This window comes from Streptomyces sp. NPDC056600 (assembly GCF_042792855.1).
Lineage (GTDB): Bacteria > Actinomycetota > Actinomycetes > Streptomycetales > Streptomycetaceae > Streptomyces.
In genome coordinates this window covers 1-25,769 of sequence record NZ_JBHTVQ010000011.1, presented here as the reverse complement: position 1 = coordinate 25,769, position 25,769 = coordinate 1, and the positions used below count along the sequence as shown (strand labels likewise).

21 protein-coding genes are annotated in these 25,769 nt (G+C 71.3%); 16 read left to right on the top strand and 5 right to left on the bottom strand.

The features are described from left to right. Positions 1-10 precede the first annotated feature (10 nt). Positions 11-1,141, bottom strand: a complete 1,131-nt coding sequence (locus tag ACFRAV_RS08475; RefSeq protein WP_382552738.1) for a PucR family transcriptional regulator — start codon at positions 1,139-1,141, stop codon at positions 11-13. A gap of 149 nt (positions 1,142-1,290) precedes the next feature. Here ACFRAV_RS08475 and ACFRAV_RS08470 point away from each other — a divergent pair, with 149 nt between their 5' ends. From ACFRAV_RS08470 to ACFRAV_RS08440, 7 genes are all read left to right on the top strand, one after another. Next, positions 1,291-2,217, top strand: coding sequence for a proline dehydrogenase family protein (locus ACFRAV_RS08470; RefSeq protein WP_382552736.1), 927 nt, complete (start codon positions 1,291-1,293; stop codon positions 2,215-2,217). A gap of 57 nt (positions 2,218-2,274) precedes the next feature. Further along, a complete protein-coding gene (gene pruA / locus ACFRAV_RS08465; RefSeq protein WP_382552734.1) occupies positions 2,275-3,915 on the top strand; it encodes an L-glutamate gamma-semialdehyde dehydrogenase in 1,641 nt (546 codons plus the stop codon). 371 nt (positions 3,916-4,286) lie between these two features. After that, on the top strand, positions 4,287-4,439 hold the full coding sequence (locus ACFRAV_RS08460) for a hypothetical protein (protein WP_382552732.1): 153 nt from the start codon (positions 4,287-4,289) through the stop codon (positions 4,437-4,439). 89 nt (positions 4,440-4,528) lie between these two features. Then, the gene (locus ACFRAV_RS08455; protein ID WP_382552730.1) at positions 4,529-5,572 is read left to right on the top strand and encodes a 3-isopropylmalate dehydrogenase; all 1,044 of its coding nucleotides are present in this window, start codon (positions 4,529-4,531) and stop codon (positions 5,570-5,572) included. 269 nt (positions 5,573-5,841) lie between these two features. Beyond that, entirely contained in the window at positions 5,842-6,936 is a 1,095-nt protein-coding gene (locus ACFRAV_RS08450; RefSeq protein WP_382552728.1) for a branched-chain amino acid aminotransferase, read from the top strand. A 392-nt stretch (positions 6,937-7,328) separates the two neighbouring features. After that, complete coding sequence (gene cimA / locus ACFRAV_RS08445) at positions 7,329-8,927, top strand: citramalate synthase (RefSeq protein WP_382552726.1); 1,599 nt, start codon at positions 7,329-7,331, stop codon at positions 8,925-8,927. A 69-nt stretch (positions 8,928-8,996) separates the two neighbouring features. Continuing rightward, positions 8,997-10,412 carry a hypothetical protein gene (locus tag ACFRAV_RS08440; RefSeq protein ID WP_382552724.1) on the top strand — a complete coding sequence of 472 codons (1,416 nt, stop codon included), beginning with the start codon at positions 8,997-8,999 and terminating at the stop codon, positions 10,410-10,412. Positions 10,413-10,493: 81 nt separating this feature from the next. Here the strand turns inward: ACFRAV_RS08440 and ACFRAV_RS08435 are convergent, their stop codons facing one another. Then, positions 10,494-11,630 (bottom strand): serine hydrolase domain-containing protein, encoded by a 1,137-nt coding sequence (locus tag ACFRAV_RS08435; protein WP_382552722.1) that lies wholly within the window; start codon positions 11,628-11,630, stop codon positions 10,494-10,496. A 339-nt stretch (positions 11,631-11,969) separates the two neighbouring features. Between ACFRAV_RS08435 and ACFRAV_RS08430 the strand changes: the two genes are divergently transcribed. Further along, entirely contained in the window at positions 11,970-12,431 is a 462-nt protein-coding gene (locus tag ACFRAV_RS08430) for a hypothetical protein (RefSeq protein ID WP_382552720.1), read from the top strand. A 72-nt stretch (positions 12,432-12,503) separates the two neighbouring features. Here the strand turns inward: ACFRAV_RS08430 and gltX are convergent, their stop codons facing one another. The 3 genes from gltX to ACFRAV_RS08415 form a co-directional block, all read right to left on the bottom strand. Beyond that, a complete protein-coding gene (gltX, locus tag ACFRAV_RS08425) occupies positions 12,504-13,979 on the bottom strand; it encodes a glutamate--tRNA ligase (protein WP_382552718.1) in 1,476 nt (491 codons plus the stop codon). Then, a complete protein-coding gene (locus tag ACFRAV_RS08420; protein ID WP_351111997.1) occupies positions 13,972-14,748 on the bottom strand; it encodes a fumarylacetoacetate hydrolase family protein in 777 nt (258 codons plus the stop codon). The genes gltX and ACFRAV_RS08420 overlap by 8 nt, the downstream gene beginning before the upstream one ends. Before the next feature lie 117 nt (positions 14,749-14,865). Continuing rightward, positions 14,866-15,048 carry a hypothetical protein gene (locus ACFRAV_RS08415; protein WP_351111999.1) on the bottom strand — a complete coding sequence of 61 codons (183 nt, stop codon included), beginning with the start codon at positions 15,046-15,048 and terminating at the stop codon, positions 14,866-14,868. Positions 15,049-15,678: 630 nt separating this feature from the next. Between ACFRAV_RS08415 and ACFRAV_RS08410 the strand changes: the two genes are divergently transcribed. The 8 genes from ACFRAV_RS08410 to ACFRAV_RS08375 all read left to right on the top strand — a co-directional run. Further along, positions 15,679-19,338 carry a nitrate- and nitrite sensing domain-containing protein gene (locus tag ACFRAV_RS08410; protein WP_382552716.1) on the top strand — a complete coding sequence of 1,220 codons (3,660 nt, stop codon included), beginning with the start codon at positions 15,679-15,681 and terminating at the stop codon, positions 19,336-19,338. After that, entirely contained in the window at positions 19,339-19,761 is a 423-nt protein-coding gene (locus ACFRAV_RS08405; RefSeq protein ID WP_108954246.1) for a roadblock/LC7 domain-containing protein, read from the top strand. 108 nt (positions 19,762-19,869) lie between these two features. Continuing rightward, positions 19,870-20,262, top strand: coding sequence for a DUF742 domain-containing protein (locus ACFRAV_RS08400; protein WP_108954245.1), 393 nt, complete (start codon positions 19,870-19,872; stop codon positions 20,260-20,262). Beyond that, positions 20,243-20,821: an ATP/GTP-binding protein gene (locus ACFRAV_RS08395; RefSeq protein WP_382552715.1), complete on the top strand. Its 579-nt coding sequence runs from the start codon at positions 20,243-20,245 to the stop codon at positions 20,819-20,821. The genes ACFRAV_RS08400 and ACFRAV_RS08395 overlap by 20 nt, the downstream gene beginning before the upstream one ends. A 462-nt stretch (positions 20,822-21,283) precedes the next feature. Continuing rightward, on the top strand, positions 21,284-24,346 hold the full coding sequence (locus tag ACFRAV_RS08390; RefSeq protein ID WP_382552713.1) for a nitrate- and nitrite sensing domain-containing protein: 3,063 nt from the start codon (positions 21,284-21,286) through the stop codon (positions 24,344-24,346). Between the two features lie 10 nt (positions 24,347-24,356). Beyond that, entirely contained in the window at positions 24,357-24,770 is a 414-nt protein-coding gene (locus tag ACFRAV_RS08385) for a roadblock/LC7 domain-containing protein (protein ID WP_166021041.1), read from the top strand. 96 nt (positions 24,771-24,866) lie between these two features. Next, entirely contained in the window at positions 24,867-25,469 is a 603-nt protein-coding gene (locus ACFRAV_RS08380; RefSeq protein ID WP_382552712.1) for a DUF742 domain-containing protein, read from the top strand. Next, positions 25,450-25,769: ATP/GTP-binding protein (locus ACFRAV_RS08375; RefSeq protein WP_382552710.1), on the top strand; the 320-nt coding region annotated here is incomplete at its 3' end. The genes ACFRAV_RS08380 and ACFRAV_RS08375, both read left to right, overlap by 20 nt.

Here is a 25,769-nt window from a genome sequence, read left to right as displayed (position 1 = left end):
GCGCCGGCGGTCAGAGGCGGGCGGCCTTGACGCCCATGTGGAGCAGCAGGCGGTGCTCGCCGTCGTCGAGGTCGAGGCCGGTGAGCTGTTCCACGCGGGAGAGCCGGTAGTAGAGCGTCTGCCGGTGGATGCCCAGGGCGGCGGCGGTGCGGCCGGCCTGGCCGGCGTGGTCGAGGTAGACCTCGACCGTGCGGGCGAGTTCCGGACGGTCGAGCAGCTCGCGCAGCGCCGTGTCCTCGGCCGCGCCCGCGGGGAGCCGGGTGAGCAGGCGGTACGGGCCGATCGCCGACCACTGCGCCACCGGCCCCAGACGCGGTTCCGCCGTGACGGCGCGGGCCGCGGCCAGCGCCTGGTCCCACAGCTCGCCCGTCTCCCCGGCCCCGCGCCGCGGCCCGCCCACCCCGGCCGCGGAGCCGGGCGCCAGCCGGGCCGCGGCGGTCAGTACCGAGGCCGGCACCTCGGCGCCGGTGCGCACCCGCACCAGCAACGCCAGCATCTGCGGGCCGCCGGTCAGCGGTGCCGCGACGGCCGCCGCGGTGCCCGGCACCCGGCGGGCCGACGGCGGCTCCTCCTCGGTCCACGGCGTCACGCACAGCACGGTGTACAGGTCGCCCGCGTCCGGCCCGAGCGCCGACCGGAGCGCGCCCAGCGCCGTCTCCCGCTCCCGCCCCGCCCCGCCGCTCTCCAGGACCCGGCGGAACTCCCGGGTCACCGCGTCCTCGGCGGAGGCCTCCTCGGCGAGCAGCGCGCCGATCCGCCCGGCGACCCGCATGGCCGCCGCCAGTTGGGCCTCGGTGGGACCCGGATCCGGCTCCAGCAGCCAGACGTATCCCTGGACGACGTCCCGGGACCGGGCCGGCAGGCAGATCCGGCCCCGCAGCACACCGGCCTCCGGCGCCGGCGGGATGCGCACGGGGCCCGTCGCCCGGGCGATGCCGAAGCCCTCGAACCAGGCCCTGACCTGCGCCGACGAGCTGCGCGCCAGGATGGTCCTGGTCCGCACGGGGTCCAGCGCCGCCTCGTCGCCGAGGCCGTCGTGCACCCCGAAGGCGATCAGACCGAAGTCGCGCCCCTCGAGGGTGGCCGGCACGCCCAGCAGGGCGGAGATCTCGTCGACCAGTTCCTGGTAGTCCGGTTTCACGGCTCCATTGTCCTCCCTCTTCATACAGATGTCTGAGAGGAAAGGCGTCGACTCGTGACAGGTGTCGATAGGTGAAACACAACCCGGATCCCTACCGTTCGAATCGGCGGTCCACGCCCTCGTCACTTTCGTATTTCCAGGAGGTCCCCGTGCTGGGTCCCGTGATTCTCGCCGCCTCGCGCAGCGACAGGATGCGTCGTCTGGTCACCGCGGCCCCCGGCACCAAGCAGGTCGTGGACCGGTTCATCCCCGGCGAGACCGTCGGCGACGTCCTGCCGATCGTGCGCGAGCTCACCGAGCAGGGCCTGGAGCTCACCATGGACGTGGTGGGCGAGGACATCACCACGCCCGAGCAGGCCGAGGCGGCCCGCGACGCCTACCTGGAGCTGATCGCCCGCCTCGAGGAGCTGGAGCTCGGCGCCCGCGTCGAGATGTCCGTCAAGCTGTCGATGTTCGGCCAGGACCTGGAGAACGGCGTCGAGCTCTCCCGCGCGAACGTCCGTCCGGTCGTCGAGGCCGCCGCCGCGATCGGCACCACGGTCACCCTGGACGCCGAGGACCACACCACCATCGACAAGATGCTGGCCACCCACGCCTGGCTGCGCGAGGACTTCCCGCAGACCGGCTGCGTGATCCAGGCGATGCTGTACCGCACCGAGGAGGACGCCCGCGCTCTCGCGGCGAGCGGCAGCCGGGTGCGCGTCGTCAAGGGCGCCTACAAGGAGCCCGCCGAGGTGGCGTACCAGTCGAAGGCCGAGATCGACAAGGCGTACGTGCGGATCATGAAGATCCTCATGGAGGGCGACGGCTACCCCATGATCGGTTCGCACGACCCGCGGATGATCTCCATCGGACAGGAGCTCGCACGCCGCGCAGGGCGCAAGATGGACGAGTACGAGTTTCAGATGCTGTTCGGCATCCGCGGCGACGAATCGCTGCGTCTCGCCGCCGAGGGTCACCGGATGCGTGTCTACACCGCGTACGGCACCGACTGGTACGGCTACTTCATGCGCCGTCTCGCGGAGAAGCCGTCGAACCTCCGGTTCTTCCTGCGTTCGATGGTCAGCAAGGGCTGAGCCCCGCACCGCCCGACCGCACCCACCGCTCAGAGCTCTCACAAGGAGAAGGAACCCATGGACGCTGTGACCCAGGTCCCCACGCCCGTGAACGAGCCGGTGCACGGCTACGCCCCCGGCTCGGCCGAGCGCTCCCGGCTGGAGGCCAAGCTCAAGGAGCTGGCCGACAACCCGATCGAGCTCCCGATGACCATCGGCGGCGTCAAGCGCCTCGGTGGCGGCGAGGAGTTCAAGGTCGTCCAGCCGCACAACCACCAGGCGGTCATCGGCACCGGCCGGGGCGCCACCCGGCAGGACGCCCAGGACGCCATCGACGCGGCCCTGGCCGCCGCCCCGGCCTGGCGCGCCATGTCCTTCGACGACCGCGCCGCGATCATCCTGCGCGCCGCCGAGCTGCTGTCCGGCCCGTGGCGCGAGACGCTGGCCGCCTCCACCATGCTCGGCCAGGGCAAGACCGCCCAGCAGGCCGAGATCGACACCCCCTGCGAGCTGGTCGACTTCTGGCGCTTCAACGTGCACTACGCGCGCCAGATCCTCGCCGAGCAGCCCCCGGCCAACTCCCCGGGCGTCTGGAACCGGCTGGACCACCGCCCGCTCGAGGGCTTCGTCTACGCGATCACGCCGTTCAACTTCACGGCCATCGCCGCCAACCTGCCGACCGCGCCCGCGCTGATGGGCAACGTCGTGGTGTGGAAGCCGTCCCCGACGCAGACCCACGCCGCCGTCCTCACCATGCGCCTGCTGGAGGAGGCCGGTCTGCCCAAGGGCGTCATCAACCTGGTCACCGGTGACGGCATCGCGGTCTCGGAGGTCGCGCTGAACCACCGCGACCTGGCCGGCATCCACTTCACCGGCTCGACGAAGACCTTCCAGCACCTGTGGAAGACGGTCGGCGCCAACATCGAGAACTACCGCGCCTACCCCCGTCTGGTCGGCGAGACCGGCGGCAAGGACTTCGTCGTCGCCCACCCGAGCGCCGACCGCGCCGTGCTGAAGACCGCGCTGACCCGCGGCTCCTTCGAGTACCAGGGCCAGAAGTGCTCCGCCAGCTCGCGCGCCTACATCCCGGCCTCCATCTGGAACGACGGGTTCAAGGAGGAGTTCGCGGCCGAGGTCGACGGCATCACGATGGGTGACGTCACCGACCTGTCGAACTTCATGGGCGCCGTGATCGACGAGCGCGCCTTCGCCAAGAACAAGGCGGCCATCGACCGCGCCAAGGCCGACGACGCCTGCACGATCGTGGCCGGCGGCACCTACGACGACTCGGTCGGCTACTTCGTCCGCCCGACCGTCATCGAGTGCACCGACCCGGAGAACGAGGTGTTCACCACCGAGTACTTCGGCCCGATCCTCGCGGTCCACGTGTACGACGACAGCTCTCCCGAGAAGTACGAGGAGATGCTGACCCAGATGGAGTCGGCCTCCGACTACGCCCTCACCGGCTCGGTCATCTCCGGTGACCGAGCCGCGGCCGCGTACACGATGGACAAGCTCCGCTACGCGGCGGGCAACTTCTACATCAACGACAAGTCGACCGGCGCCGTGGTCGGTCAGCAGCCGTTCGGCGGCGGCCGCGCCTCCGGTACCAACGACAAGGCCGGCGCCCCGCAGAACCTGCAGCGCTGGACCCTGACCCGGGCCATCAAGGAGACCCTGGTCGCGCCGACCGAGTACGGCTACCCGCACATGGGCTGACCGCTCGCACCGGACCGGCTCCGCCCCCGCCTCTCCCCCACGAGGCGGGGGCGGAGCCCTTTGCGCACCGCCCGCCGCCACGGCCGCCGCCCGCCGCCACGGCCGCCGCCTGCCGGGCGCCGCCCGCCGGGTGGGCCCTTCGTGCACATCTGAGCCCGTTGGGGTGGCATCTGTCTCGGATAGTAGGACGTCCGACTAATGGTGGAGACAACGGCGCTCGGCTCGCCTAGCTTTGTAGGAGCCGAACATGTCGCCCCATCCGGCGAACGGCGTTGGCGAGCCACGCCCCCGCGCAGGCCACCCCTGCGGCGTGACGCTCCCCGCCCCTTCCGGCGCTTCCGCCACTCTTCCTCCGAAGGAGCCGACGCGTCATGCCCGAGACCACAGCAGTCCAGCACGCCCACTCCGCCGCCCGTTCCCGCGCCCGCCGCGCCCGGTTGGCCGACGCCGACCGCCGCAACGCCGCGGCCGCCCTCCAGCGCGCCCTCGACCGTCGTGACAACGGCGGCGCGACCGGCCACTGAGCAGGCCGGACGACTGGACCCCGAGGACCCGCTGTCCGCATCGCGGACGGCGCGTGCCACCCCTTGGGACGACGCATTAGGGTGCCGACATGTCTCGCAGCATCGATCTCGCAGTGATCCCCGGTGACGGCATCGGGCAGGAAGTCGTGGCCGAAGGCCTGAAGGTCCTCTCCGCCGTCCTCCCGCAGGATGTGAAGCTGGAGACCACGGAGTACGACTTCGGCGCCCGCCGCTACCACGCCACCGGTGAGACCCTCACCGACGACGACCTGGCCGCGCTCAAGGGGCACGACGCCATCCTGCTCGGCGCCATCGGCGACCCCTCCGTGCCGTCCGGCGTGCTGGAGCGCGGCTTCCTGCTCAAGCTCCGCTTCGCCTTCGACCACCACGTCAACCTCCGCCCGTCCAAGCTGCTGCCGGGTGTCGCCACGCCGCTGGCCGGCGAGCCGGAGATCGACTTCGTGGTCGTCCGCGAGGGCACCGAGGGCCCCTACACGGGCAACGGCGGCACCATCCGCAAGGGCACCGAGCACGAGGTGGCCACCGAGGTCTCGGTGAACACCGCCTACGGTGTCGAGCGCGTGGTCCGCGACGCCTTCGCCCGCGCCCAGGCCCGCCCGCGCAAGAAGCTGGCGCTCATCCACAAGAACAACGTGCTGACCTTCGCCGGTCACCTGTGGACCGACGTGTTCAACCGCGTCGCCCAGGAGTTCCCCGAGGTCACCACCGAGTACATGCACGTCGACGCGGCGACCATCTACCTGGTCACCCAGCCCGAGCGGTTCGACGTGATCGTCACCGACAACCTCTTCGGCGACATCGTCACCGACCTCGCCGCCGCCGTCTCCGGCGGAATCGGCGTGGCCGCCTCGGGCAACATCAACCCGAGCGGCGCCTACCCGTCCATGTTCGAGCCGGTCCACGGTTCGGCCCCGGACATCGCCGGCCAGGGCAAGGCCGACCCCACGGCCACCGTCCTGTCCGTCGCCCTCCTGCTGCGCCACCTCGGCTACGAGGCCGAGGCCGCGCGCATCGACGAGGCCGTCGCCGCCGACCTGGTCGAGCGCACGGGTCTGCCCGCCCGCTCCACCGAGGAGATCGGCGACGCGCTCGCCGCACGAGTAGCCGGCTGACGCCCGGCTCGCTCACCTACGAAAGCCGCCGGGACGCACCTCGCACCCGGCGGCTTCCGCCATGTCCCGCCGGGTGCCACCATCGAAACGCAGGGTCGTACCACCGCACCGTCCTTCACCGGGCACCCTCTTGCGATAATCGGACGTGGAGTCGCGTTCGATCATCGCCAGAACGTGCCGACCGGGCGTCCTGAGAGACGTCCGACGACGGCGGGAAGCACGAGCGGAGACGCGGCCCGTCACTACAACGGTGAAGGACAGTTCTGCTGATGACGACGACGCCCACGATCGAGCTCAAGCCCACCTCGCACCCGCTGCCCGCGGCCGAGCGGGAGGCCGTCCTGGCCAACCCCGGGTTCGGCCGCCACTTCACCGACCACATGGTGTCGGTCAAGTGGACCGAGGGCCGCGGCTGGCACGACGCCGAGCTCGTCCCCTACGGCCCGCTCTCCCTCGACCCGGCCAACATGACCCTGCACTACGCGCAGGAGATCTTCGAAGGGCTCAAGGCCTACCGCCGCGCCGACGGCTCGGTGGGCATCTTCCGCCCGGAGAAGAACGCCCTGCGCTTCCAGGCCTCCGCCCGCCGGCTGGCCATGCCGGAGCTCCCGGTCGAGACCTTCATCGAGGCGTGCGACGCGCTGGTCCGGCAGGACGAGGCATGGGTCCCGGCGCACGGCGGCGAGGACTCGCTGTACCTGCGCCCGTTCATGATCGCCACCGAGGTGGGGCTCGGCGTCCGGCCGGCCAAGGAGTACCTGTTCCTGGTCATCGCCTCCCCGGCCGGCGCGTACTTCCCCGGCGGGGTCAAGCCGGTCTCCATCTGGGTCGCCGAGGAGCACGTGCGCGCGGTTCCCGGCGGCATGGGCGACGCCAAGACCGGCGGCAACTACGCCGCCTCCCTGATGGCCCAGGCCGAGGCCGCCAAGGTGGGCTGCGACCAGGTCTGCTACCTCGACGCCATCGAGCGCCGGTGGATCGAGGAGCTCGGCGGCATGAACCTGTACTTCGTCTACGAGGACCGGATCGTCACTCCGGCCCTCAGCGGCTCCATCCTCGAGGGCGTCACCCGTGACTCCCTGCTGCGGGTGGCCGCCGACCTCGGCCTCGCCCCCGAGGAGGGCAAGGTCTCCGTCGACCAGTGGCAGGCCGACGCGCAGAGCGGCGCCCTCCGTGAGGTCTTCGCCTGCGGCACCGCCGCGGTGATCACCCCGGTCGGCACCGTGAAGCGCAGCAGCGGCGCGGAGTGGAAGCACGGCACCGGCGAGCCCGGCGAGGTCACCCTGCGCCTGCGCGACGCCCTGCTGGACATCCAGCGCGGCACCGCCGAGGACAAGCACGGCTGGATGCACAAGGTCTGCTGAGACAGCGAACGGCGGACCGACGGCGGACCGACGGCGGTCCGGCGGCCCCGGGAGGCGTGCGGCGCTCCCCGGGGCCGCCTCGCGTGGTGGGACGGTTCGCCCGGATCCTGAGACACCCGGTTTGAGGCCGCGCAACCTGTGCCAGACTGGCGATGTGCCCTCGTTCGCCATGATTATCGGCAGCAGGCGCGCCGGTCCGCAGTGACCGCCCGTACGCACCCCGTACGCGTGGTCACCCTCGTCGTCGACCCGCGCGCAGACCTCTCGCACCCGCGAGGGGTTTTCTTTGTTTCGGCCCCACCCACGGCCGGGACGGAGGGCGCGCGAGCGTCGGGGGCGGTGGAGCCGGTTCTTCCGGTCCGACCGAGACGACCAGTTCAGGAGTTCCTGCCATGACGGAAACCAGCCGACCCGACGACGCCTTCCACGTCTTCGACACCACGCTGCGCGACGGAGCCCAGCGGGAGGGCATCAACCTCACCGTCTCCGACAAGCTCGCCATCGCGCGGCACCTGGACGAGTTCGGCGTGGGATTCATCGAGGGCGGCTGGCCGGGCGCCAACCCGCGGGACACCGAGTTCTTCGCCCGCGCCCGCGAGGAGATCGACTTCCGGCACGCGCAGCTGGTCGCCTTCGGAGCCACCCGCCGGGCCGGCGGCTCCGCCGCCGAGGACCCGCAGGTCAAGGCACTCCTGGACTCCGGCGCCCCGGTGATCACCCTGGTCGCCAAGGCCCACGACCGGCACGTCGAGCTGGCGCTGCGCACCACCCTGGACGAGAACCTCGAGATGGTCCGCGACACCGTCGCCCACCTCAGGGCCGCCGGCCGCCGGGTCTTCGTCGACTGCGAGCACTTCTTCGACGGCTACCGGGCCAACCCCGAGTACGCCAAGGCCGTGGTGCGCGCCGCCTCCGAGGCCGGCGCCGACGTGGTCGTCCTGTGCGACACCAACGGCGGCCTGCTGCCCGCGCAGATCCACGCCGTGGTCGCCACCGTCCTCGCCGACACGGGGGCGCGCCTGGGCATCCACGCCCAGGACGACACCGGCTGCGCCGTCGCCAACACCCTGGCCGCCTTCGACGCCGGCGCCACCCACGTGCAGTGCACCGCCAACGGCTACGGCGAGCGGGTCGGCAACGCCAACCTCTTCCCGGTGGCCGCCGCGCTGGAGATCAAGTACGGCAAGCGGGTGCTGCCCGAGGGCCGGCTCCGTGAGATGACCCGGATCTCCCACGCCATCGCCGAGGTCGTCAACCTCACGCCCTCCACCCACCAGCCCTACGTCGGCCTCTCCGCCTTCGCCCACAAGGCCGGACTGCACGCCTCCGCGATCAAGGTCGACCCGGACCTGTACCAGCACATCGACCCCGAGCAGGTCGGCAACACCATGCGGATGCTGGTCTCCGACATGGCCGGCCGGGCCTCCGTCGAGCTCAAGGGCAAGGAGCTCGGCATCGACCTCGGCGACGACCGGGAGCTGGTCGGGCGGGTCGTCGAGCGGGTCAAGGAGCGCGAGCTCAAGGGCTACACCTACGAGGCCGCCGACGCCAGCTTCGAACTGCTGCTGCGCGCCGAGGCGGGCACGCTGCCGGTCTACTTCGCGGTGGACTCCTGGCGCGCCATCACCGAGGACCGCCCCGACGGCAGCCACGCCAACGAGGCCACCGTCAAGCTGGTCGCCAAGGGCGAGGTCATCCACGCCGCCGGCGAGGGCAACGGCCCGGTGAACGCCCTGGACCGGGCGCTGCGCGCGGGCCTGGAGCGGATCTACCCGGAGCTGGCGAAGATCGGGCTGGTCGACTACAAGGTCCGCATCCTGGAGGGCCGCTCGGGCACCGACTCGACGACCCGGGTGCTGATCTCCACCTCCGACGGCCGCAACGAGTGGTCCACGGTCGGCGTCGCCGACAACGTGATCGCGGCCTCCTGGCAGGCGCTCTCCGACGCCTACACCTACGGCCTGCTGCGGGCAGGGGTCGAGCCGGCGTAACCAGGCGCGCCGGGTCTCCACCGGTGACCCATTTCACCCTTATGGGTCATCGGGCGTACCTTCGTACGTATGAAGGGCACCCCGACCCGCCGGCGTCTCGGGCGACCGGCCTCCATAGCAGCCGCAGCGCTCCTCACCACGTCGGCCGGCCTGGCGACCGGCGTGCCCCTTGCCTCCGCCGCGCCCACCGGGACAGTGGCCGCGGCGGAGTCCCGCCCGGCCGCCGCCCCCGCCGCGACCGACATCCAGGAGATCGGCGAGCGCCTGCGGGACAACCCCGTCTACGTCGACCCGCAGGCCGCCGGCCAGCTCTCGCAGGCCGAGGCGGCCGACCTCACCGACCGGATCGAGAACGCGGACCGCGCGGTGTTCCTGGTGGTGCTGCCCGCCGACTACCCCACCGACAACATCTTCGGCGACCTGCGCGCCGCCACCGGCATCACCGGCGTCTACGGCATACGCCTGGGCGACCGGTTCGACGCGCGGGCCGACTCGTCGGTGATGTCCCGCCAGGCCGTGAGCAACCTGGCCCGCAGCGTGGACGGCGAGCCGGCCCCGCAGCAGCTGAGCAACTTCACCGACCGGGCCCTGGACACCATGAGCGGGTCCGCACCCGACAGCTGGAACGGGCGCGGGGCCGGCGCGGCCAACGGCGTCGGCGCCCTGGTGACCGTCGGCGCGCTCGCCGCGGTGGTCGGGGGCAGCGCGCTGGTGGTCACCCGCCGCAGCCGCCGCCGGGCCGAGGCGGACCGGCGCGAGGCGCTGGAGCGGCTGCGGGTCGTCGTGGACGAGGACATCACCGCGTACGGCGAGGAACTCGACCGGCTGGACTTCCACCCGGGCGAGCCCGGCGCCGATGACGCGATGCGCGCGGACTACGCGCGGGCGCTGGACAGCTACGAGGACGCCAAGACGAAGATGGCGGCCGCCCAGCGGCCCGAGGACGTCAAGGGCGTCACCGAGACCCTGCAGGACGGCCGGTTCGCGCTCGCCGTGCTGGCCGCGCGGCGGGAGGGCCGTCCCCTGCCGGAGCGGCGCGCACCCTGCTTCTTCGACCCGCGGCACGGGCCGTCGGTGGCCGACGCGCGGTGGACGCCGCCCGGCGGCACGGCGCGTGACGTGCCGGTGTGCGCCGCGGACCAGGCGCGGCTGGCCGACGGGCTCGACCCGATGATCCGCGAGGTCGACACCGGGTACGGCACCCGCCGCCCGTACTGGGACGCGGGACCGGTCTACGGCCCCTGGGCCGGCGGCTACTTCGGCGGCGCGCTGCTGCCGGGACTGCTGGTGGGCACGATGCTCGGCGGCATGATGGCGGGACCCGCCTACGGGGCGGGATGGGGCGGCGGCTACGGCGACGGCGGCGGGTTCGAAGGCGGCGACTTCAGCGGCGGCGACTTCAACTCCGGTGACTTCGGCGGCGGGTTCGGCGACGGCGGTGGCTTCGGGGGCGGCGGAGGCGGAGACTTCGGCGGCGGCTTCTGACGCCGGCCCGTCCGGGAATCATGGCGAAGGGGGCGACTCACATGTAGCGGCCGCCCCCAAGGGCTCGTTACGTCAGATACGTCAGACCGCCGCGTAGACGGCGGAGAGGTACTGCGCCCCCTGCTCGGACCCGACCAGGCCCGCCTTCATCTCGTTCATCACGTAGCAGAAGGTCATCCTCCGCTCGACGTCCATGACGATCTGCGAGCCGCCCCAGCCGCCCCAGAAGCAGATCCGGCCCTCCGGGATGAACGGCACCCCGGCCGGCTCCGGCAGCGCGTAGCCGATGCCCCAGCGCAGCGGGACGCCCAGCACCCGGTCGACGCCCCGTGCCTGCTCGCGGAAGATCAGCTCCACCGTCTCCGGCGACAGCAGCCGCACCCCGTCGACCTCGCCGCCGCGCGAGATCACGGAGAGGACCCGCGCGATCGAGGCCGCGTTGCCGTGACCGTTGGCCCCGCCGATGTCGGCCCGACGCCACTGCTCCGTGTTGGCGACCTCCGCCCGCAGCGGCGCGCTCGTCAGCGTCCTCATCAGCACGCTCGACGGGTCGATCGCGCTCTGGTCGACCGGCGGCGGGGGCGGCGGGATGATCTCCGCGCAGCGGTCCCGGTCCTCCTCCCGCGCGCCGATGCGGAAGTCCGCGCCCAGCGGGCCCGCGATCTCCTCGTCGACGAACCGCTTGAGCGGCCTCCCGTCGACCCGGCGGACCACCTCGCCGACCAGGTGACCGAAGTTGAGCAGGTGGTAGCCGGAGCCCTCGCCCGGGGTCCACCACGGCTCCTGCGCGGCGAGGTGCGCGGTCGAGCGCTCCCAGTCGAAGATGTCCGCCGCGTCGAACGGCGCCGCCCAGCCGGAGACGCCGGACGTGTGGCTCAGCAGGTGCCGGACCAGCACGCCCTCCTTGCCGCCCGCCGCGAACTCCGGCCAGTACTTGGCCACCGGGGCGTCGACGTCCAGCTCGCCGCGGTCCACGAGCATCAGCGCGGCCAGTGAGGTCAGCGTCTTGGTCGTCGACCACACGTTGACCAGGGTGTCCCGCTCCCAGGGGCGGGTGCGCGCCCGGTCGGCGTGACCGCCCCACAGGTCGACCACCCGCTCGCCGTCGACGTCCAGGCAGATCGACAGCCCGGTCTCCGTCCCGGCGGCCAGGTTGGCCTCCGCCGCCTCCCGCACCGCCGCGAAACGCTCGTCCACGAATCCGTTCAGCTCGCCCACGCGCTGCCCCTCGTCCCTTCCCAGTCCGGGGCCCGACCCGAGCGCCCGCCCCGCCGACGACTGCACAGTAAGAGGTCAGGACCTCGCCGGGGAACGCGCCGGAGGCGATCCGGTGCACGCGCACAGCTCCGAGCCGCGCTTCATGGCCCGAAGTCTCCTCGTAGGACCCGATGGCTACGACTCACCGGTTCTCCGGCCGTCCTCGCGCGGGCACACGGCCTCCACGCCTGGAACCGTGGACGCCATCGCCCTTGTCCCGAACGGTTGTTGACCCGATTTCAGGAAGCTAGGGTTCGATCTTCGCATCGACAGCTCAAGCTCCCCGCCTCAGGAGGCACCGTGCAAAACCGTCAAGGCTCCCCTGTTCGCCGGCTGTTGCTCGTGATGCTGACATCCGTCGGCTTGGTCTTCACGGCCAACGGCACCGCGTCGGCGGCCACCACGTTCAACATATACGGGTACAGCCTCAATCCCGACGGCCGACAGATCGAAGTCCTCCGCGACGGCAGTTATCGGGGCCAGGGCCTGTACAACGCGGACCCACAAGACGGGGTCCAGCCCGTGCCCGGTGACGCGTTCCGGGCCTGCGACTCGTACGCGGACGGTAAGGGCATCGAAATCCACCGCAGAGTGGGCGGTGGCTCGTGGCAGGTCATGTCGAGCACCCGTGGGAAGAGCTCGCCGTGGTGCGACCTCTGGAACAGCGCGAACTTGGCCGAGGGCACCGCGATAGACATTCGCGCGTGCATCGTCGACGGGGACTCCGCCACCTGCTCCGCCGCCGAGAGAACCTACGCCTGACAGCGGAACCGGAGGAGTGGCAGCCCATGGACCTCGGGCTGCCACTCCTCCGGTTCGGCCAACCGGCCTCCGCTACCCCGCCAGCTTCGCCAGCGCCGCGTCGACGCGGGCGAGGGTCGCGTCCTTGCCCAGGACCTCCAGGGACTCGAACAGCGGCAGGCCCACCGTGCGGCCGGTGACCGCGACGCGGACCGGGGCCTGGGCCTTGCCGAGCTTGAGGCCGTGGGCCTCGCCGGCGGCCAGGACGGCCTCCTTGAGGGACTCCGCGGAGGACCAGTCGGCGGCCTCCAGCTTCTCGCGCGCCGTGCGCAGCAGCGCGTCCGAGCCCTCCTTCATCGCCTTGTTCCACGAGGCCTCGTCGAAGACGGGCTCGGGCAGGAAGAGGAAGTCGACGTTGGAGGTGATCTCCGACAGGACGCGCAGACGGGTCTGCGCGTGCGGGGCGATCGCCGCCCACTTCGCCTCGTCGAAGTCCTCAGGGGCCCACGGGGCGAACGGCGCCCGCAGCCACGGCTCGCAGCGGGCCGCGAACTCCTTCGGGTCCAGCAGCCGGATGTGGTCGCCGTTGATGGCCTCGCACTTCTTGAGGTCGAAGCGCGCCGGGTTCGGGTTGACGTCCTTCAGGTCGAAGGCGGCGACCATCTCCTCGATGGAGAAGACGTCCCGGTCGGCGGAGAGGGACCAGCCCAGCAGCGACAGGTAGTTCAGCAGGCCCTCGGGCAGGAAGCCCTGCTCGCGGTACAGGTTGAGCGAGGCCTGCGGGTCGCGCTTGGAGAGCTTCTTGTTGCCCTCGCCCATCACGTACGGCAGGTGGCCGAAACGCGGGACCGCCTTGGCGATCCCCAGCTCGATCAGCGCGCCGTACAGCGCGACCTGGCGGGGGGTGGAGGAGAGCAGGTCCTCGCCGCGCAGGACGTGGGTGATCTCCATCAGCGCGTCGTCGACCGGGTTCACCAGGGTGTACAGCGGGGCGCCGTTGGCCCGGACGATGCCGTAGTCCGGCACGTTCTCCGGGGTGAAGGTCAGCTCGCCGCGCACCAGGTCGTCGAAGGTGATCGTGGTGTCGGGCATCCGGAAGCGCACGATCGGCTTGCGGCCCTCCGCCTCGTAGGCGGAGACCTGCTCGGCGGTCAGCTCACGGCAGTGGCCGTCGTAGCCGGACGGGCGGCCGGCCGCGCGGGCGGCCTCGCGGCGCTCGTCGAGCTCCTCGGCGGAGCAGTAGCAGTGGTAGGCGTAGCCGCCGTCCAGCAGCTTCCGCGCCACGTCGCGGTAGATGTCCATCCGCTGCGACTGCCGGTACGGCGCGTGCGGGCCGCCGACCTCGGGGCCCTCGTCCCAGTCGAAGCCCAGCCAGCGCATCGCGTCGAGGAGCTGCTCGTACGACTCCTCCGAGTCGCGGGCCGCGTCGGTGTCCTCGATGCGGAAGACCAGGGTGCCCTGGTTGCGCCGGGCGAACGCCCAGTTGAACAGGGCGGTGCGCACCAGGCCCACGTGGGGGTTACCGGTGGGGGAGGGGCAGAAACGTACACGGACTGGTGCGCTAGCCACGCTTGACAACCTTGTTGGTGAGAGTGCCGATGCCTTCGATGGTGACGGCGACCTCGTCGCCGTCCTGGAGCGGGCCGACGCCCGCCGGGGTGCCGGTGAGGATCACGTCGCCCGGCAGGAGCGTCATCGCCGCGGAGATGTTGACGACCAGGTCCTCGACGGAGTTGACCATCTGCGCGGTGGTGCCCAGCTGGCGCTGCTGCCCGTTGACCGTGCACTGGACGGCGAGGTCGGAGTGGTCGAGCTCGGTCTCGATCCAGGGACCGAGCGGGCACGAGGTGTCGAAGCCCTTGGCGCGCGCCCACTGCTGCTCACGGCGCTGCACGTCGCGGGCGGTGACGTCGTTGGCGCAGGTGTAGCCGAGGATGACGTCCTTGACGCGCTCCTTGGGGACCTCGCGGCACATCCGCCCGATCACCACGGCGAGCTCCGCCTCGTGGTGGAGTTCCTGGGAGAAGGACGGGTACTGGATGACGTCGCCGGAGCCGATCACCGAGGTGGACGGCTTGAAGAAGGCGAACGGGTCCTGCGCCGCCTCCCCGCCCATCTCGGCCGCGTGCTCCGCGTAGTTGCGGCCGAACGCGACGACCTTGCTGGGCAGCACGGGCGGCAGGAGGCGGACCTTGCTCAGCGGGACCTTGGTGCCGGAGAGCTCGAATTCCGCGAACGGGATGCCCTTGATGATGTCGAGGACGAGTTCGTCCTGCTTGTCGCCCTCGACCACGCCGAAGGCGACGTTCCCGTCGATGGAGAATCTGGCGATGCGCACGGGATCCTGGTGCCCCTCACTGAGCTGCCGGCCGGAGTCTGACGCTCCAGGCTAACGCGGAGGGAGGGGCCGGTGGTGCGCGCCGTCCGGACGGGCGGCGGGAGTGCCGCGGCGCCGCTACTCGGCGGTCGCGCGGACCGGGACCTCGTTGAGGATCGTGCGGCGGGGGTTGGCCGTCTGGGCCGGCAGGTCGACGGAGTGCTCCAGCTCCTCGCCGAGCAGGTGCGCGGCGTCTTCCAGGTGCGCCAGGGTGGTGCGGCGCGGGTTGGCGGTGTTGCGAGAGCTCATGTTCGTCTTCACTGTCGTTCGGACCCCTCTGATGGCGGGTGCTGCTGCGTCGGGTGCGGCATCGGGCGGACGTCGGCGGCCCGCCGACGTTCCCTCTCCAGGGTCAGGCTAAAACGTCAGACTAAACGCGCGTTTCACCGTCCAACCGGTGAAGGGTACGTGAATCCTTAGTGATTTTCCTCACGTGACCACCCGTCATTCCGGGCCGAACGGGCGAAACGGTCACGGGGCGATAGCGGACATAAGTAAGTGAAAGTCTCCATTCCGCTCCTGATCATGGCGACTGGGACACCTGTGCGAGCCATGCGGTACCTGGGGGAACACCCGTTTTGCCCGGTGTAAGCCTCCACGGGGTGTGACGCGGCCGGTACAACGTGTCATCTGGGTCACGGCCTGCCCTACGGGCCTTGTTGAGGATCGGCCACTGTGCTGGAATTCCACGGACCGTCGTGGAACCAGCCGACGCTCCGGTGCGCCGACAGCTCCGGGCGGAGGTCAGGAGGGGGAAGAAGCGCCGGTCCATCACGACCACGTAGGTCACTTCACGACCACACAACGGGGGCGCAGCCCGAACGCGCCCTCGCATACGCCGACACCGTCCCTTCCCCCGGAGGGACGCCTGGTCCAGAGGTTGCGACGCTAGTGCAGGGACGTTTCAAGAGGGATGGCAGCGCTTCGGCGGAGCCGGAGCCACACAACGGGACCGCACGCGGTGCCTCGCCCCAGCACGCCCAGGGCCAGGAACCGGACGGCGACGCGGCCGCCCCGGTGCTGAAGCCGGCCGGCGGCGGATCCACGGGCCCGGGCTCCCGCATAGCCCTGCGCAACTGGCGCATCTCCACCCGACTGGTCTCGCTGCTCGCGCTGCCCGTGGTCGCCGCGACCACGCTGGGCGGACTGCGGATCAGCGACTCGCTCGAGGACATGCAGCAGCTGGAGAACATGCAGCTGCTGACCGAGATGACCAAGCAGGCCACCGAGCTCGCCACCGCGCTCCAGGAGGAGCGCGACGTGACGGCCGGCCCGCTGGCCCACGGCGGCGCGGACCGCGACTACAAGGTCAAGACGCCGCGCGAGAAGACCGACCGCGCCAAGAGCACCTTCCTCAAGGACACCGAGGCCGTCGACGACCAGCTCACCGAGGGTGAGCTGCAGGGCGTCCGCGACAGCCTCGTCGGCCTCGTCGGCGAGCTGCGCGACCTCGACAAGCTGCGCAAGAACGCCTACGACTCCAAGGGCAACGCCACCCAGACGGTGGAGTCCTACCACCGGCTCATCACCCAGCTGCTCGACCTCTCCACCGACATGGCCGAGGCGACCAGCAACCCGGAGATGATCCAGCGCACCCGTGCCCTGGCCGCCTTCTCCTCCGCCAAGGAGTACGCGTCCATGCAGCGCGCGGTCATCGCCGCCGCGCTCCCCAAGGACGCCGCCTCCTTCGCCAAGCTGTCCGAGAACGACCGCCTCTACGGCGAGGCCGCCATCGGCAGCGAGAAGAGCGAGCTGGACGCCTTCCAGACGATCTACGGCTCCGGCGCCAAGAAGACCCTCGAACCGCTCGGCAACAACAGCGTCATCGAGGCCGCGGACAAGTACGCGGACACCGTGCTCAGCCCCAAGGGCACGCGCAACGTGAACCGGCAGTCCTACCAGGACTGGGTGGACGACGCCTCCACCAAGCTCGAGTCGATGGAGAGCATCGAGCACACGCTCCTCGAGGAGATGGAGCAGAAGGCCCGCGAGCTCCAGGACGAGGCCCAGCGCGAGGCGCTGATCTCCGGTGTCCTGATCCTGGTCGTCCTCGGCGTCTCCCTGGTCGGCGCCTTCGTCGTGGCCCGCTCCATGATCCGCTCGCTGCGCCGCCTGCAGGACACCGCCACCAAGGTCGCCAAGGACCGCCTGCCCGAGCTGGTCAAGCAGCTCTCCGAGAACGACCCGCAGGACGTCGACACCACCGTCGAGTCGGTCGGTGTGCACTCCCGGGACGAGATCGGACAGGTGGCCTCGGCCTTCGACGACGTGCACCGCGAGGCGGTCCGCCTCGCCGCCGAGCAGGCCCTCCTGCGAGGCAACGTCAACGCGATGTTCACCAACCTCTCGCGCCGTTCGCAGGGCCTCATCCAGCGCCAGCTGACGCTGATCTCCGAACTGGAGTCCCGCGAGGCCGACCCGGACCAGCTGTCCTCCCTCTTCAAGCTGGACCACCTCGCGACCCGTATGCGCCGGAACGGCGAGAACCTCCTCGTCCTCGCGGGCGAGGAGCCCGGCCGCCGCTGGACCCGTCCGGTCCCGCTGGTCGACGTCCTGCGCGCCGCGGCCTCCGAGGTGGAGCAGTACGAGCGCATCGAGCTGTCCACGGTCCCCAAGACCGAGATCGCCGGCCGCGTCGTCAACGACCTCGTGCACCTGCTCGCCGAGCTGCTGGAGAACGCCACCTCGTTCTCCTCCCCGCAGACCAAGGTCCGGGTCACCGGTCACGCGCTGCCCGACGGCCGCGCGCTGATCGAGATCCACGACACCGGCATCGGCCTCTCGCCGGAGGACCTCTCCGCGATCAACGAGCGCCTCGCGGCGCCGCCCACGGTGGACGTCTCCGTCTCCCGCCGCATGGGTCTGTTCGTGGTCGGCCGCCTCTCGCAGCGTCACGGCATCCGCATCCAGCTGCGTCCCTCGGACTCCGGCGGCACGACCGCGCTGGTCATGCTCCCCGTGGACGTCGCCCAGGGCGACAAGAAGGCCGTTCCCGGCAAGGGCCAGGGCGGCGGCGGTGTCGCCGCGGCCGCGGCCGGTGCGGCGGCGGCCCGTCGCGGCGGCGCCGGCGCGGCCCTCGGCTCGGGCGCGCGTCCCGCGCTGCCCGCCCGTGACTCCGGCGGCGGAGCGTTCGGCCAGGGCGGCTCCGGCGGCCAGGGCGGCACGCCCGCCGGCGCTCCCGGCCAGGGCCGTCCCACCGCGGGCGCCGGTTTCGGCGGTCCCTCCGCGCAGGCCCCGCAGGCCGGCTTCCCGGCCGGCCCCGCGCAGCAGCAGAACCGCGGCTCGGTCCCGGCGCAGCGCACCCCGCAGCAGGGCCAGGGCGTGGGTCCGGCCGGCGGTCAGGGCAGGGGCCAGGGCCCCGGCGCCGGGCAGCAGAACCGCGCCCAGGGCGGCCAGTCCGGTCAGCGCCAGCCGCAGCTGCCGCCTCCGGGCGGCCCGCGTGCCGAGCTCCCCGGCGGCGCCCGTCCGGCCGACGGTCCGCGCGGTCACGACGACTTCGGTCACACCTCGCAGCTGCCGCGCGTCGACGACCAGCAGGGACCGGGCTCCACCGCCCAGTTCCCGCGCCCCGACTTCGACGGCCCCGCGCCGCAGCGGCAGCCCCAGGCGCCCGGCGTCCGCGGCCCCCAGCAGGGCGCCCGGCCGCAGGCCCAGCAGCCGCAGGCCCCTCAGCAGTACGGCAACACCGGCGCTCCCGCCGGCGGCCAGTACCCGCAGCAGGGCTACCCGGCCGCGCCGCAGGACCCGTCGTCCACGGGGCAGTTCCCCGCGCCGGGCCAGTACCAGGACCCGTCGTCCACGGGGCAGTTCCCCGCGCCGGGCCAGTACCAGGACCCGTCGTCCACGGGGCAGTTCCCGGCCCCGGGCCAGTACCAGGACCCGTCGTCCACCGGGCAGTTCGCGCAGCCCCCGGCCGACGGCCGGCAGCAGTACGGCGGCGGCTACGGCGCGCAGCAGCAGCCCGCGCAGGGCGACCTGCCGCCGGTCAACGGTCACACCGACGGCGGGACCCCGCTGTTCGACTCGCTGGAGACCAACTGGTTCCGCGGCCAGCAGCAGCAGGCCCCGGGCCCGCAGGGGCAGCAGCAGTACCAGCAGCAGCCGCAGGCCGGCCGGCCCGCCCCGCAGCAGCAGGCGCCGGGCCAGCCCCGCCGTCCGCAGCAGCCGCAGGCCCCGCAGCGCTCCCCCCAGCAGCCGGCGCAGCAGCCGCCGGCCCCGCAGCGGCCCGGCGCCCAGGCCGCCCAGCGGCCGTCCGCGGCCCCCTGGCGCAGCTCGCCAAACGACGAGCTGTCCCGCCAGGCCGAGCGCGCCCGCAAGCCCAGCGCGGGCGGCGTCACCACGTCCGGCCTGCCCAAGCGGGTGCCCAAGGCGAACCTCGTCCCGGGCACCGCGCAGCAGAACCAGCACACCGGCGGGCCGCAGGTCTCCCGCGCGCCCGACGCCGTGCGGGGCCGGCTGACCAATCTCCGCCGGGGCATCGCGCAGGGACGTCAGGCCACTTCGGGCCAGACCGGTTCCTTCCCGAACCCCACTCACCAGCAGGAGCGCTAGTTGAGCCCGATGAGCCAGGCTGCACAGAACCTGAACTGGTTGATCACGAACTTCGTGGACAACACGCCCGGGGTCTCCCACACCGTCGTCGTCTCCGCCGACGGTCTGCTCCTGGCGATGTCCGAGGGCTTCCCGCGTGACCGCGCCGACCAGCTCGCCGCGGTCGCGTCGGGCCTGACCTCGCTGACCGCGGGAGCCTCGCGGATCTTCGAGGGCGGTCACGTCAACCAGACCGTCGTCGAGATGGAGCGCGGCTTCCTGCTGATCATGTCCGTCTCGGACGGCTCGTCCCTGGCTGTCCTGGCCCACCCGGAGTGCGACATCGGCCTGGTGGGCTACGAGATGGCTCTCCTCGTCGACCGTGCAGGCGCCGTCCTCACGCCCGACCTGCGCGCGGAGCTCCAGGGCAGCCTGCTCCGCTGAGCTGCCCGCGCCATGTGACCGACACCCCCCACCGTCCGGCCGTCATGCACGCAACCCCCCACCGGCCCGCGGCACTTCAACCCGACTTGCTGTCCGCCCGGAGGATCAATGAACCCGCCTTCCGCCGCTCACGATCCGTACAGAGATCAGTACGGTGAAGAGGGGCCGCTGGTCAGGCCCTACGCCATGACCGGCGGCCGGACGCGGCCGCGCTACCAGCTCGCCATCGAGGCGCTGATCAGCACGATCGCGAATCCGGCACAGACCGGGGGACTCCTCCCCGAGCATCAGCGCATTTGTCACCTCTGCCACGAGGTGAAGTCGGTGGCGGAGGTGTCGGCCCTGCTGTCCATGCCCCTGGGTGTGGCGCGCATCCTCGTCGCCGACCTCGCCGAGGCGGGCATGGTCGCCGTCCACCAGCCGGGCGGCGACGAGAACAACGGCGGTGCACCGGACGTGACACTGCTCGAAAGGGTGCTCAGTGGACTTCGCAACCTCTGACGGAAGCCGGGCGACGACCTCGGCGAAGATCGTGGTGGCGGGCGGCTTCGGCGTCGGCAAGACCACGTTCGTCAGCTCCGTCTCGGAGATCAACCCGCTGCGCACCGAGGCGGTCATGACCTCCGCCTCGGCGGGCATCGACGACCTGAGCCACACGTCCGGGAAGACGACCACCACGGTCGCCATGGACTTCGGCCGCATCACCCTGGACCAGGATCTGATCCTGTACCTGTTCGGCACCCCCGGGCAGGACCGGTTCTGGTTCATGTGGGACGACCTGGTCCGCGGCGCCATCGGCGCGGTGGTCCTGGTGGACACCCGGCGTCTCGCCGACTGCTTCCCGGCGGTCGACTACTTCGAGAACTCGGGCCTGCCCTTCGTGGTCGCGCTCAACAACTTCGACGGGCAGCAGGCCTACCAGCCGGAGGAGGTGCGGGAGGCGCTGCAGATCAGCAGCGGCACCCCGATCATCACCACGGACGCCCGCCACCGCACCGAGGCCAAGGGCGCCCTGATCAATCTCGTGGAGCACGCGCTCATGGCGCGACTGCGCCCGTAGGCCCGCGGCCTGCGAAAACCCGGTCGCGCGCATGCCGGCGCGGCCGGGTTTCCGCTGTGCGGGAGCGGCGCGGAATTCGTGGGGGGTGCCGCGCGGAATGTGTTCGTGGTACACATCAAGTGCACCGTCGTGCACAGGAGTTATGACCTGCGTCAAAAGCCCCTTGTGGCCTTGGCCACCCGGGGGCAGGAGTTCATAACATTTCGACAGAGATATCTGTCACCTGATGACACAGGGCGCGGTCGGCCGGTGCCGCTACGCGTACGAACGCCCCGCCATTTGCCGGACGACACTCCTTATGTCCCTTTTACGGGTCCCTTTCGTTCCGTGGATCAGTCGCGTCCGGACGTTTGGAACTGTCCGTACCCACGTGCTGGAATGCCAGAACTGCCCATTGGTCACAAGGGCCCAGAGACACCGCGGCACGACGAAGGTGCCGACCGCCGAGAGGTTGTTGGTCGAGTGAGGCGAAGCAAGAACGGACCCGAGCCGTCGGCCCGGGGCAACTTCACGCCGCCCCCGCGGGCGGGGTCGGAGGAGCTGCCCGGTTCCGAGCCGGTGGTCACGCCCGATGCGGGCGGTGGCCGTTTCTCGCCCCGCAACTGGCGGGTGCGTACGCGTCTGAACGCGATCCTGCTGATACCCGTGGTCCTCGGTCTCATTCTGGCCGCCGTCGAGGTCAAGGGATCCATCGACACGTGGCAGGAGGCCGAGGACGCGGCCGCCACCGCGCGTGTCGTCCGCGGCGCCCTGAACTACGCCGACGCCCTGTCCGAGGAGCGTGACCTCAGCGCGGCCCCGCTCCTCGAGGGCAAGGGCAAGAACAACCCGGTCGTCAAGGAGCTCCGCGAGCGGAGCGACAAGGCCGCCGCCGAGTTCGAGAACCTCCTCAAGGACCTGCCGGAGACGCCGAGTCTCGAGCGCCGCCGCGACCTGTTCCTGGCGGCCGAGGAGATGCTCCCGGGCATCCGCCAGGTGGCGTACACCAAGCGAGCCCCCGGCACGACCACCGAGGAGGGGTACGTCAAGGTCATCCACCCCCTCATGGACTTCGCCAACGAGCTCACGCTCGACGAGGGCAACGTGTCCTCCTACGGCCGTACCGCGTACGCCATATCGCTCACCAAGGGCGCGCAGTCCCTGCAGCGCTCCATCGGCACCCACCTCCTGGTCAATCCGGACGCGGACGACAGTGGGCGGCTGAAGCAGCGCGTCACCCTCTCCTCGTACGCCTACCTCGAGCGCATCGCGATCGAGGAGTACACCGGCGCCGGTCGCGTCGAGGACCAGGAGCGCCTCGAGTCCGAGATGGTGGAGGTCAAGCGGAAGTTCGCGGAGACGGCGGCCGAGACGCCGTTCCACAAGAACCTCACCGACACCACCGAGATCATCGGCGCCATCCTCGTCAACGACCCGGGCACGACCGTGGGCAAGGCGACGCTGAAGCAGATCGGCATCACCGCCGAGACCTGGCAGGCGGTCAACGACCCGAAGTTCGAGGCCTACGGCAAGATCGAGTCCGATCTGACCGACGCCGCGGTGGAGGGCTCGCAGCAGGTCGCCGACGACGCCAGGACGGCTGCCTTCGTCGCCGCCGGCGCCGTGCTCCTCGCCCTGATCGCCGCCTTCGTGCTGGCCGGTCTCGTCGCCCGTCAGATGAGCCGCTCGATGCGCGACCTGCGCAACGCGGCCTTCGACGTCGCGGAGCAGCGCCTGCCGATGCTGGTCGACCAGCTCTCGCGCACCGACCCGGGCCGGGTCGACACCCGCGTGGTGCCGATCCCGATCAACACCACCGACGAGATCGGCGAGGTCGCCCGCGCCTTCGACCAGGTCCACCGCGAGGCGGTCCGGCTCGCCGCGGAGCAGGCACTGCTCCGGGGCAACATCAACGCGATCTTCACCAACCTGTCGCGCCGCAACCAGTCCCTGATCGAGGGCCAGCTGACCCTGATCACCGACCTGGAGAACAACGAGGCCGACCCGGACCAGCTGGAGAACCTCTTCAAGCTGGACCACCTGGCGACCCGCATGCGCCGCAACGGCGAGAACCTCCTGGTCCTCGCCGGCGAGGAGCCCGGCCGCCGCTGGGACCAGCCGGTCCCGCTGGTCGACATCCTGCGCGCCGCCTCCTCCGAGGTGGAGCAGTACGACCGCATCGAGCTGGCGGGCGTCCCGGAGGCCGAGATCCACGGCCGCGCCGTGACCGACCTCGTGCACCTGCTCGCCGAGCTGCTGGAGAACGCGACCACGTTCTCCTCCCCGCAGACCAAGGTCCGCGTCACCGCGACCCGTCTGCCGGACGGCCGCGTCATGATCGAGATCCACGACAAGGGCATCGGCCTCACCGCCGAGGACTTCGCCGACATCAACCACAAGCTGGCCAACCCGCCGACCGTGGACGCGGCGATCTCCCAGCACATGGGCCTCTTCGTGGTCGGCCGCCTGTCCGACCGGCACGGCATCCGCGTCCAGCTCCGCCCCTCGGGCGAGCAGGCCGGCACCACCTCGCTGGTCATGCTCCCGGACAACATCACGCACGGTGGCGCCGCGCAGAACGTGCCGGCCGACGAGTTCACGGTCTCGCAGATCATTCCGCAGCAGTACCAGCAGCAGGCTCCGATCGAGCAGGCCCCGCTGCGGACCGCCGCCGAGCTCGGCTTCGACGACAGCCGCTACCAGCAGCCGGGGGAGGACGCCCGCGAGCTCGACTCGGTGGGACGCCAGCTCCTGCGCGAGGAGCGCCGCGCCGCCCTCGAGGCCCAGACCCACCCGCAGGACTTCCCTGACGGCCAGGGCTACCAGGACGGCCAGGGCCAGGGCCAGGGGTACGACGAGGGTCAGGGCTACCAGGACGGCGGCTACGACCAGCAGGGCTACCAGGAGCAGCCGGGCTACGACGAGTCGTACTACGGCGCCGGCGAGCAGGGCTACGCGGAGCCCGGCCCGACGCAGCAGCAGGGCGACGGCCAGGACGGTTACCAGAACTACGGCGACCAGCCCTACCAGGGCGACTGGCAGCAGCAGGGCTACCAGAACGGCTACGCCGAGGGTTACCCGGCGGACGCGGGGGCGCCCCAGGGCGCTGACGCGGGCATGTCCAACGGCGTAGGCTTCGGCCAGGGCCCGGCGACGACCGACTCCGGGCTTCCGCGGCGCGGCGGCTTCGGTGACGGCGCCGGTCAGGGCAACGGCCAGGGCCCGGCAGCGGCCGGCGACGACTGGCGGTCCTCCAACGACGACCGCTGGCAGTCCGCCTCCAAGCTCAGCAAGCCCAAGGCGGGCGGAGTGACCTCCTCCGGCCTGCCGAAGCGGGTACCCAAGGCGAACCTCGTGGAGGGCACCGCCGAGGCGACCCCGCAGGGCGGTCCCCAGGTCTCCCGCAACCCCGACGAAGTGCGGGGCCGGCTGAGCAACCTGCGGCGGGGCGTCCAGCGTGGACGTACCGCCGGCAACGAAACGAACGGCCAGGCCGACGGGAACCAGTTCCGTGGTCCTGACAGCACCTACAACCAGGAGCGTTAGTGTGAGCCCGATGAGCCAGGCGGCGCAGAACCTGAACTGGTTGATCACCAACTTCGTGGACAACACCCCCGGTGTTTCCCACACCGTGGTGGTCTCCGCCGACGGCCTTCTTCTGGCGATGTCGGAAGGCTTCCCGCGTGACCGTGCGGACCAGCTCGCGGCGGTCGCCTCGGGTCTGACCTCGCTGACCGCGGGAGCCTCGCGGATCTTCGAGGGCGGCCATGTGAACCAGACCGTGGTCGAGATGGAGCGGGGTTTCCTCTTCATCATGTCCATTTCGGACGGTTCGTCACTCGCGGTGCTGGCCCACCCCGACGCGGACATCGGTCTGGTGGGGTACGAGATGGCACTCCTGGTCGACCGTGCAGGTACGGTACTTACGCCGGATCTGCGCGCGGAGCTTCAGGGAAGCCTGCTCAACTAGCAGGACCCGCGTGCGTCTTGGCGTCCCGAGACCGTAAGGTTTCGGGACGCGGCTTCCACACGTTGGGTGCCCGGCACAGTTGGAGGAGGAGAGAGAGTGGCAACACCCCCAGGCGGTCCGAACCAGGGCGGCTGGTCGTACGACCAGGGCCAGAACGGGCAGCACGGCGAGCAGTCGTACGACTTCTCCTCCGCTGCGAGCCACACGCACCAGCAGCCGTACGCTCCCCAGAACCCGCAGGGTCCGGGGCAGCAGCAGTCCCCTTACGGGCAGCCGGCTGCGCCGTACGACCGTCCTGTGGCTCCGCAGCGGAGGGCGCACGAGCCTTCGCCCGCCGGCGGCGCCTCACAGGCGGCCAAGAACCCCCTGGTGCGTCCGTACGCCATGACGGGCGGCCGTACCAGGCCCCGCTACCAGCTCGCCATCGAGGCGCTGGTGCACACCACCGCGCAGCCGCACCAGATGCAGGGGCAGCTGCCCGAGCATCAGCGGATCTGCAACCTCTGCCGGGAGATCAAGTCGGTCGCCGAGGTCTCGGCCCTGCTGCAGCTCCCTCTCGGCGTGGCCAGGATCCTCGTCGCCGACTTGGCGGAAGCGGGCCTGGTCGCCATCCATCAGCCCGGCGGCGACGAGAGCGCCGGCGGCCAGCCAGACGTGACACTGCTCGAAAGGGTGCTCAGTGGACTTCGCAAGCTCTGACGGTGGTCCTTCCCGCTCCACCACCTCAGCGAAGATCGTGGTGGCGGGCGGCTTCGGCGTGGGCAAGACCACGTTCGTCGGCGCGGTCTCGGAGATCAACCCGCTGCGCACGGAGGCCGTGATGACGTCCGCTTCGGCGGGCATCGACGACCTCACCCACACCGGGGACAAGAAGACCACCACGGTCGCCATGGACTTCGGCCGTATCACCCTGGACCAGGATCTGATCCTGTACCTGTTCGGCACCCCCGGGCAGGACCGGTTCTGGTTCATGTGGGACGACCTGGTCCGCGGCGCCAT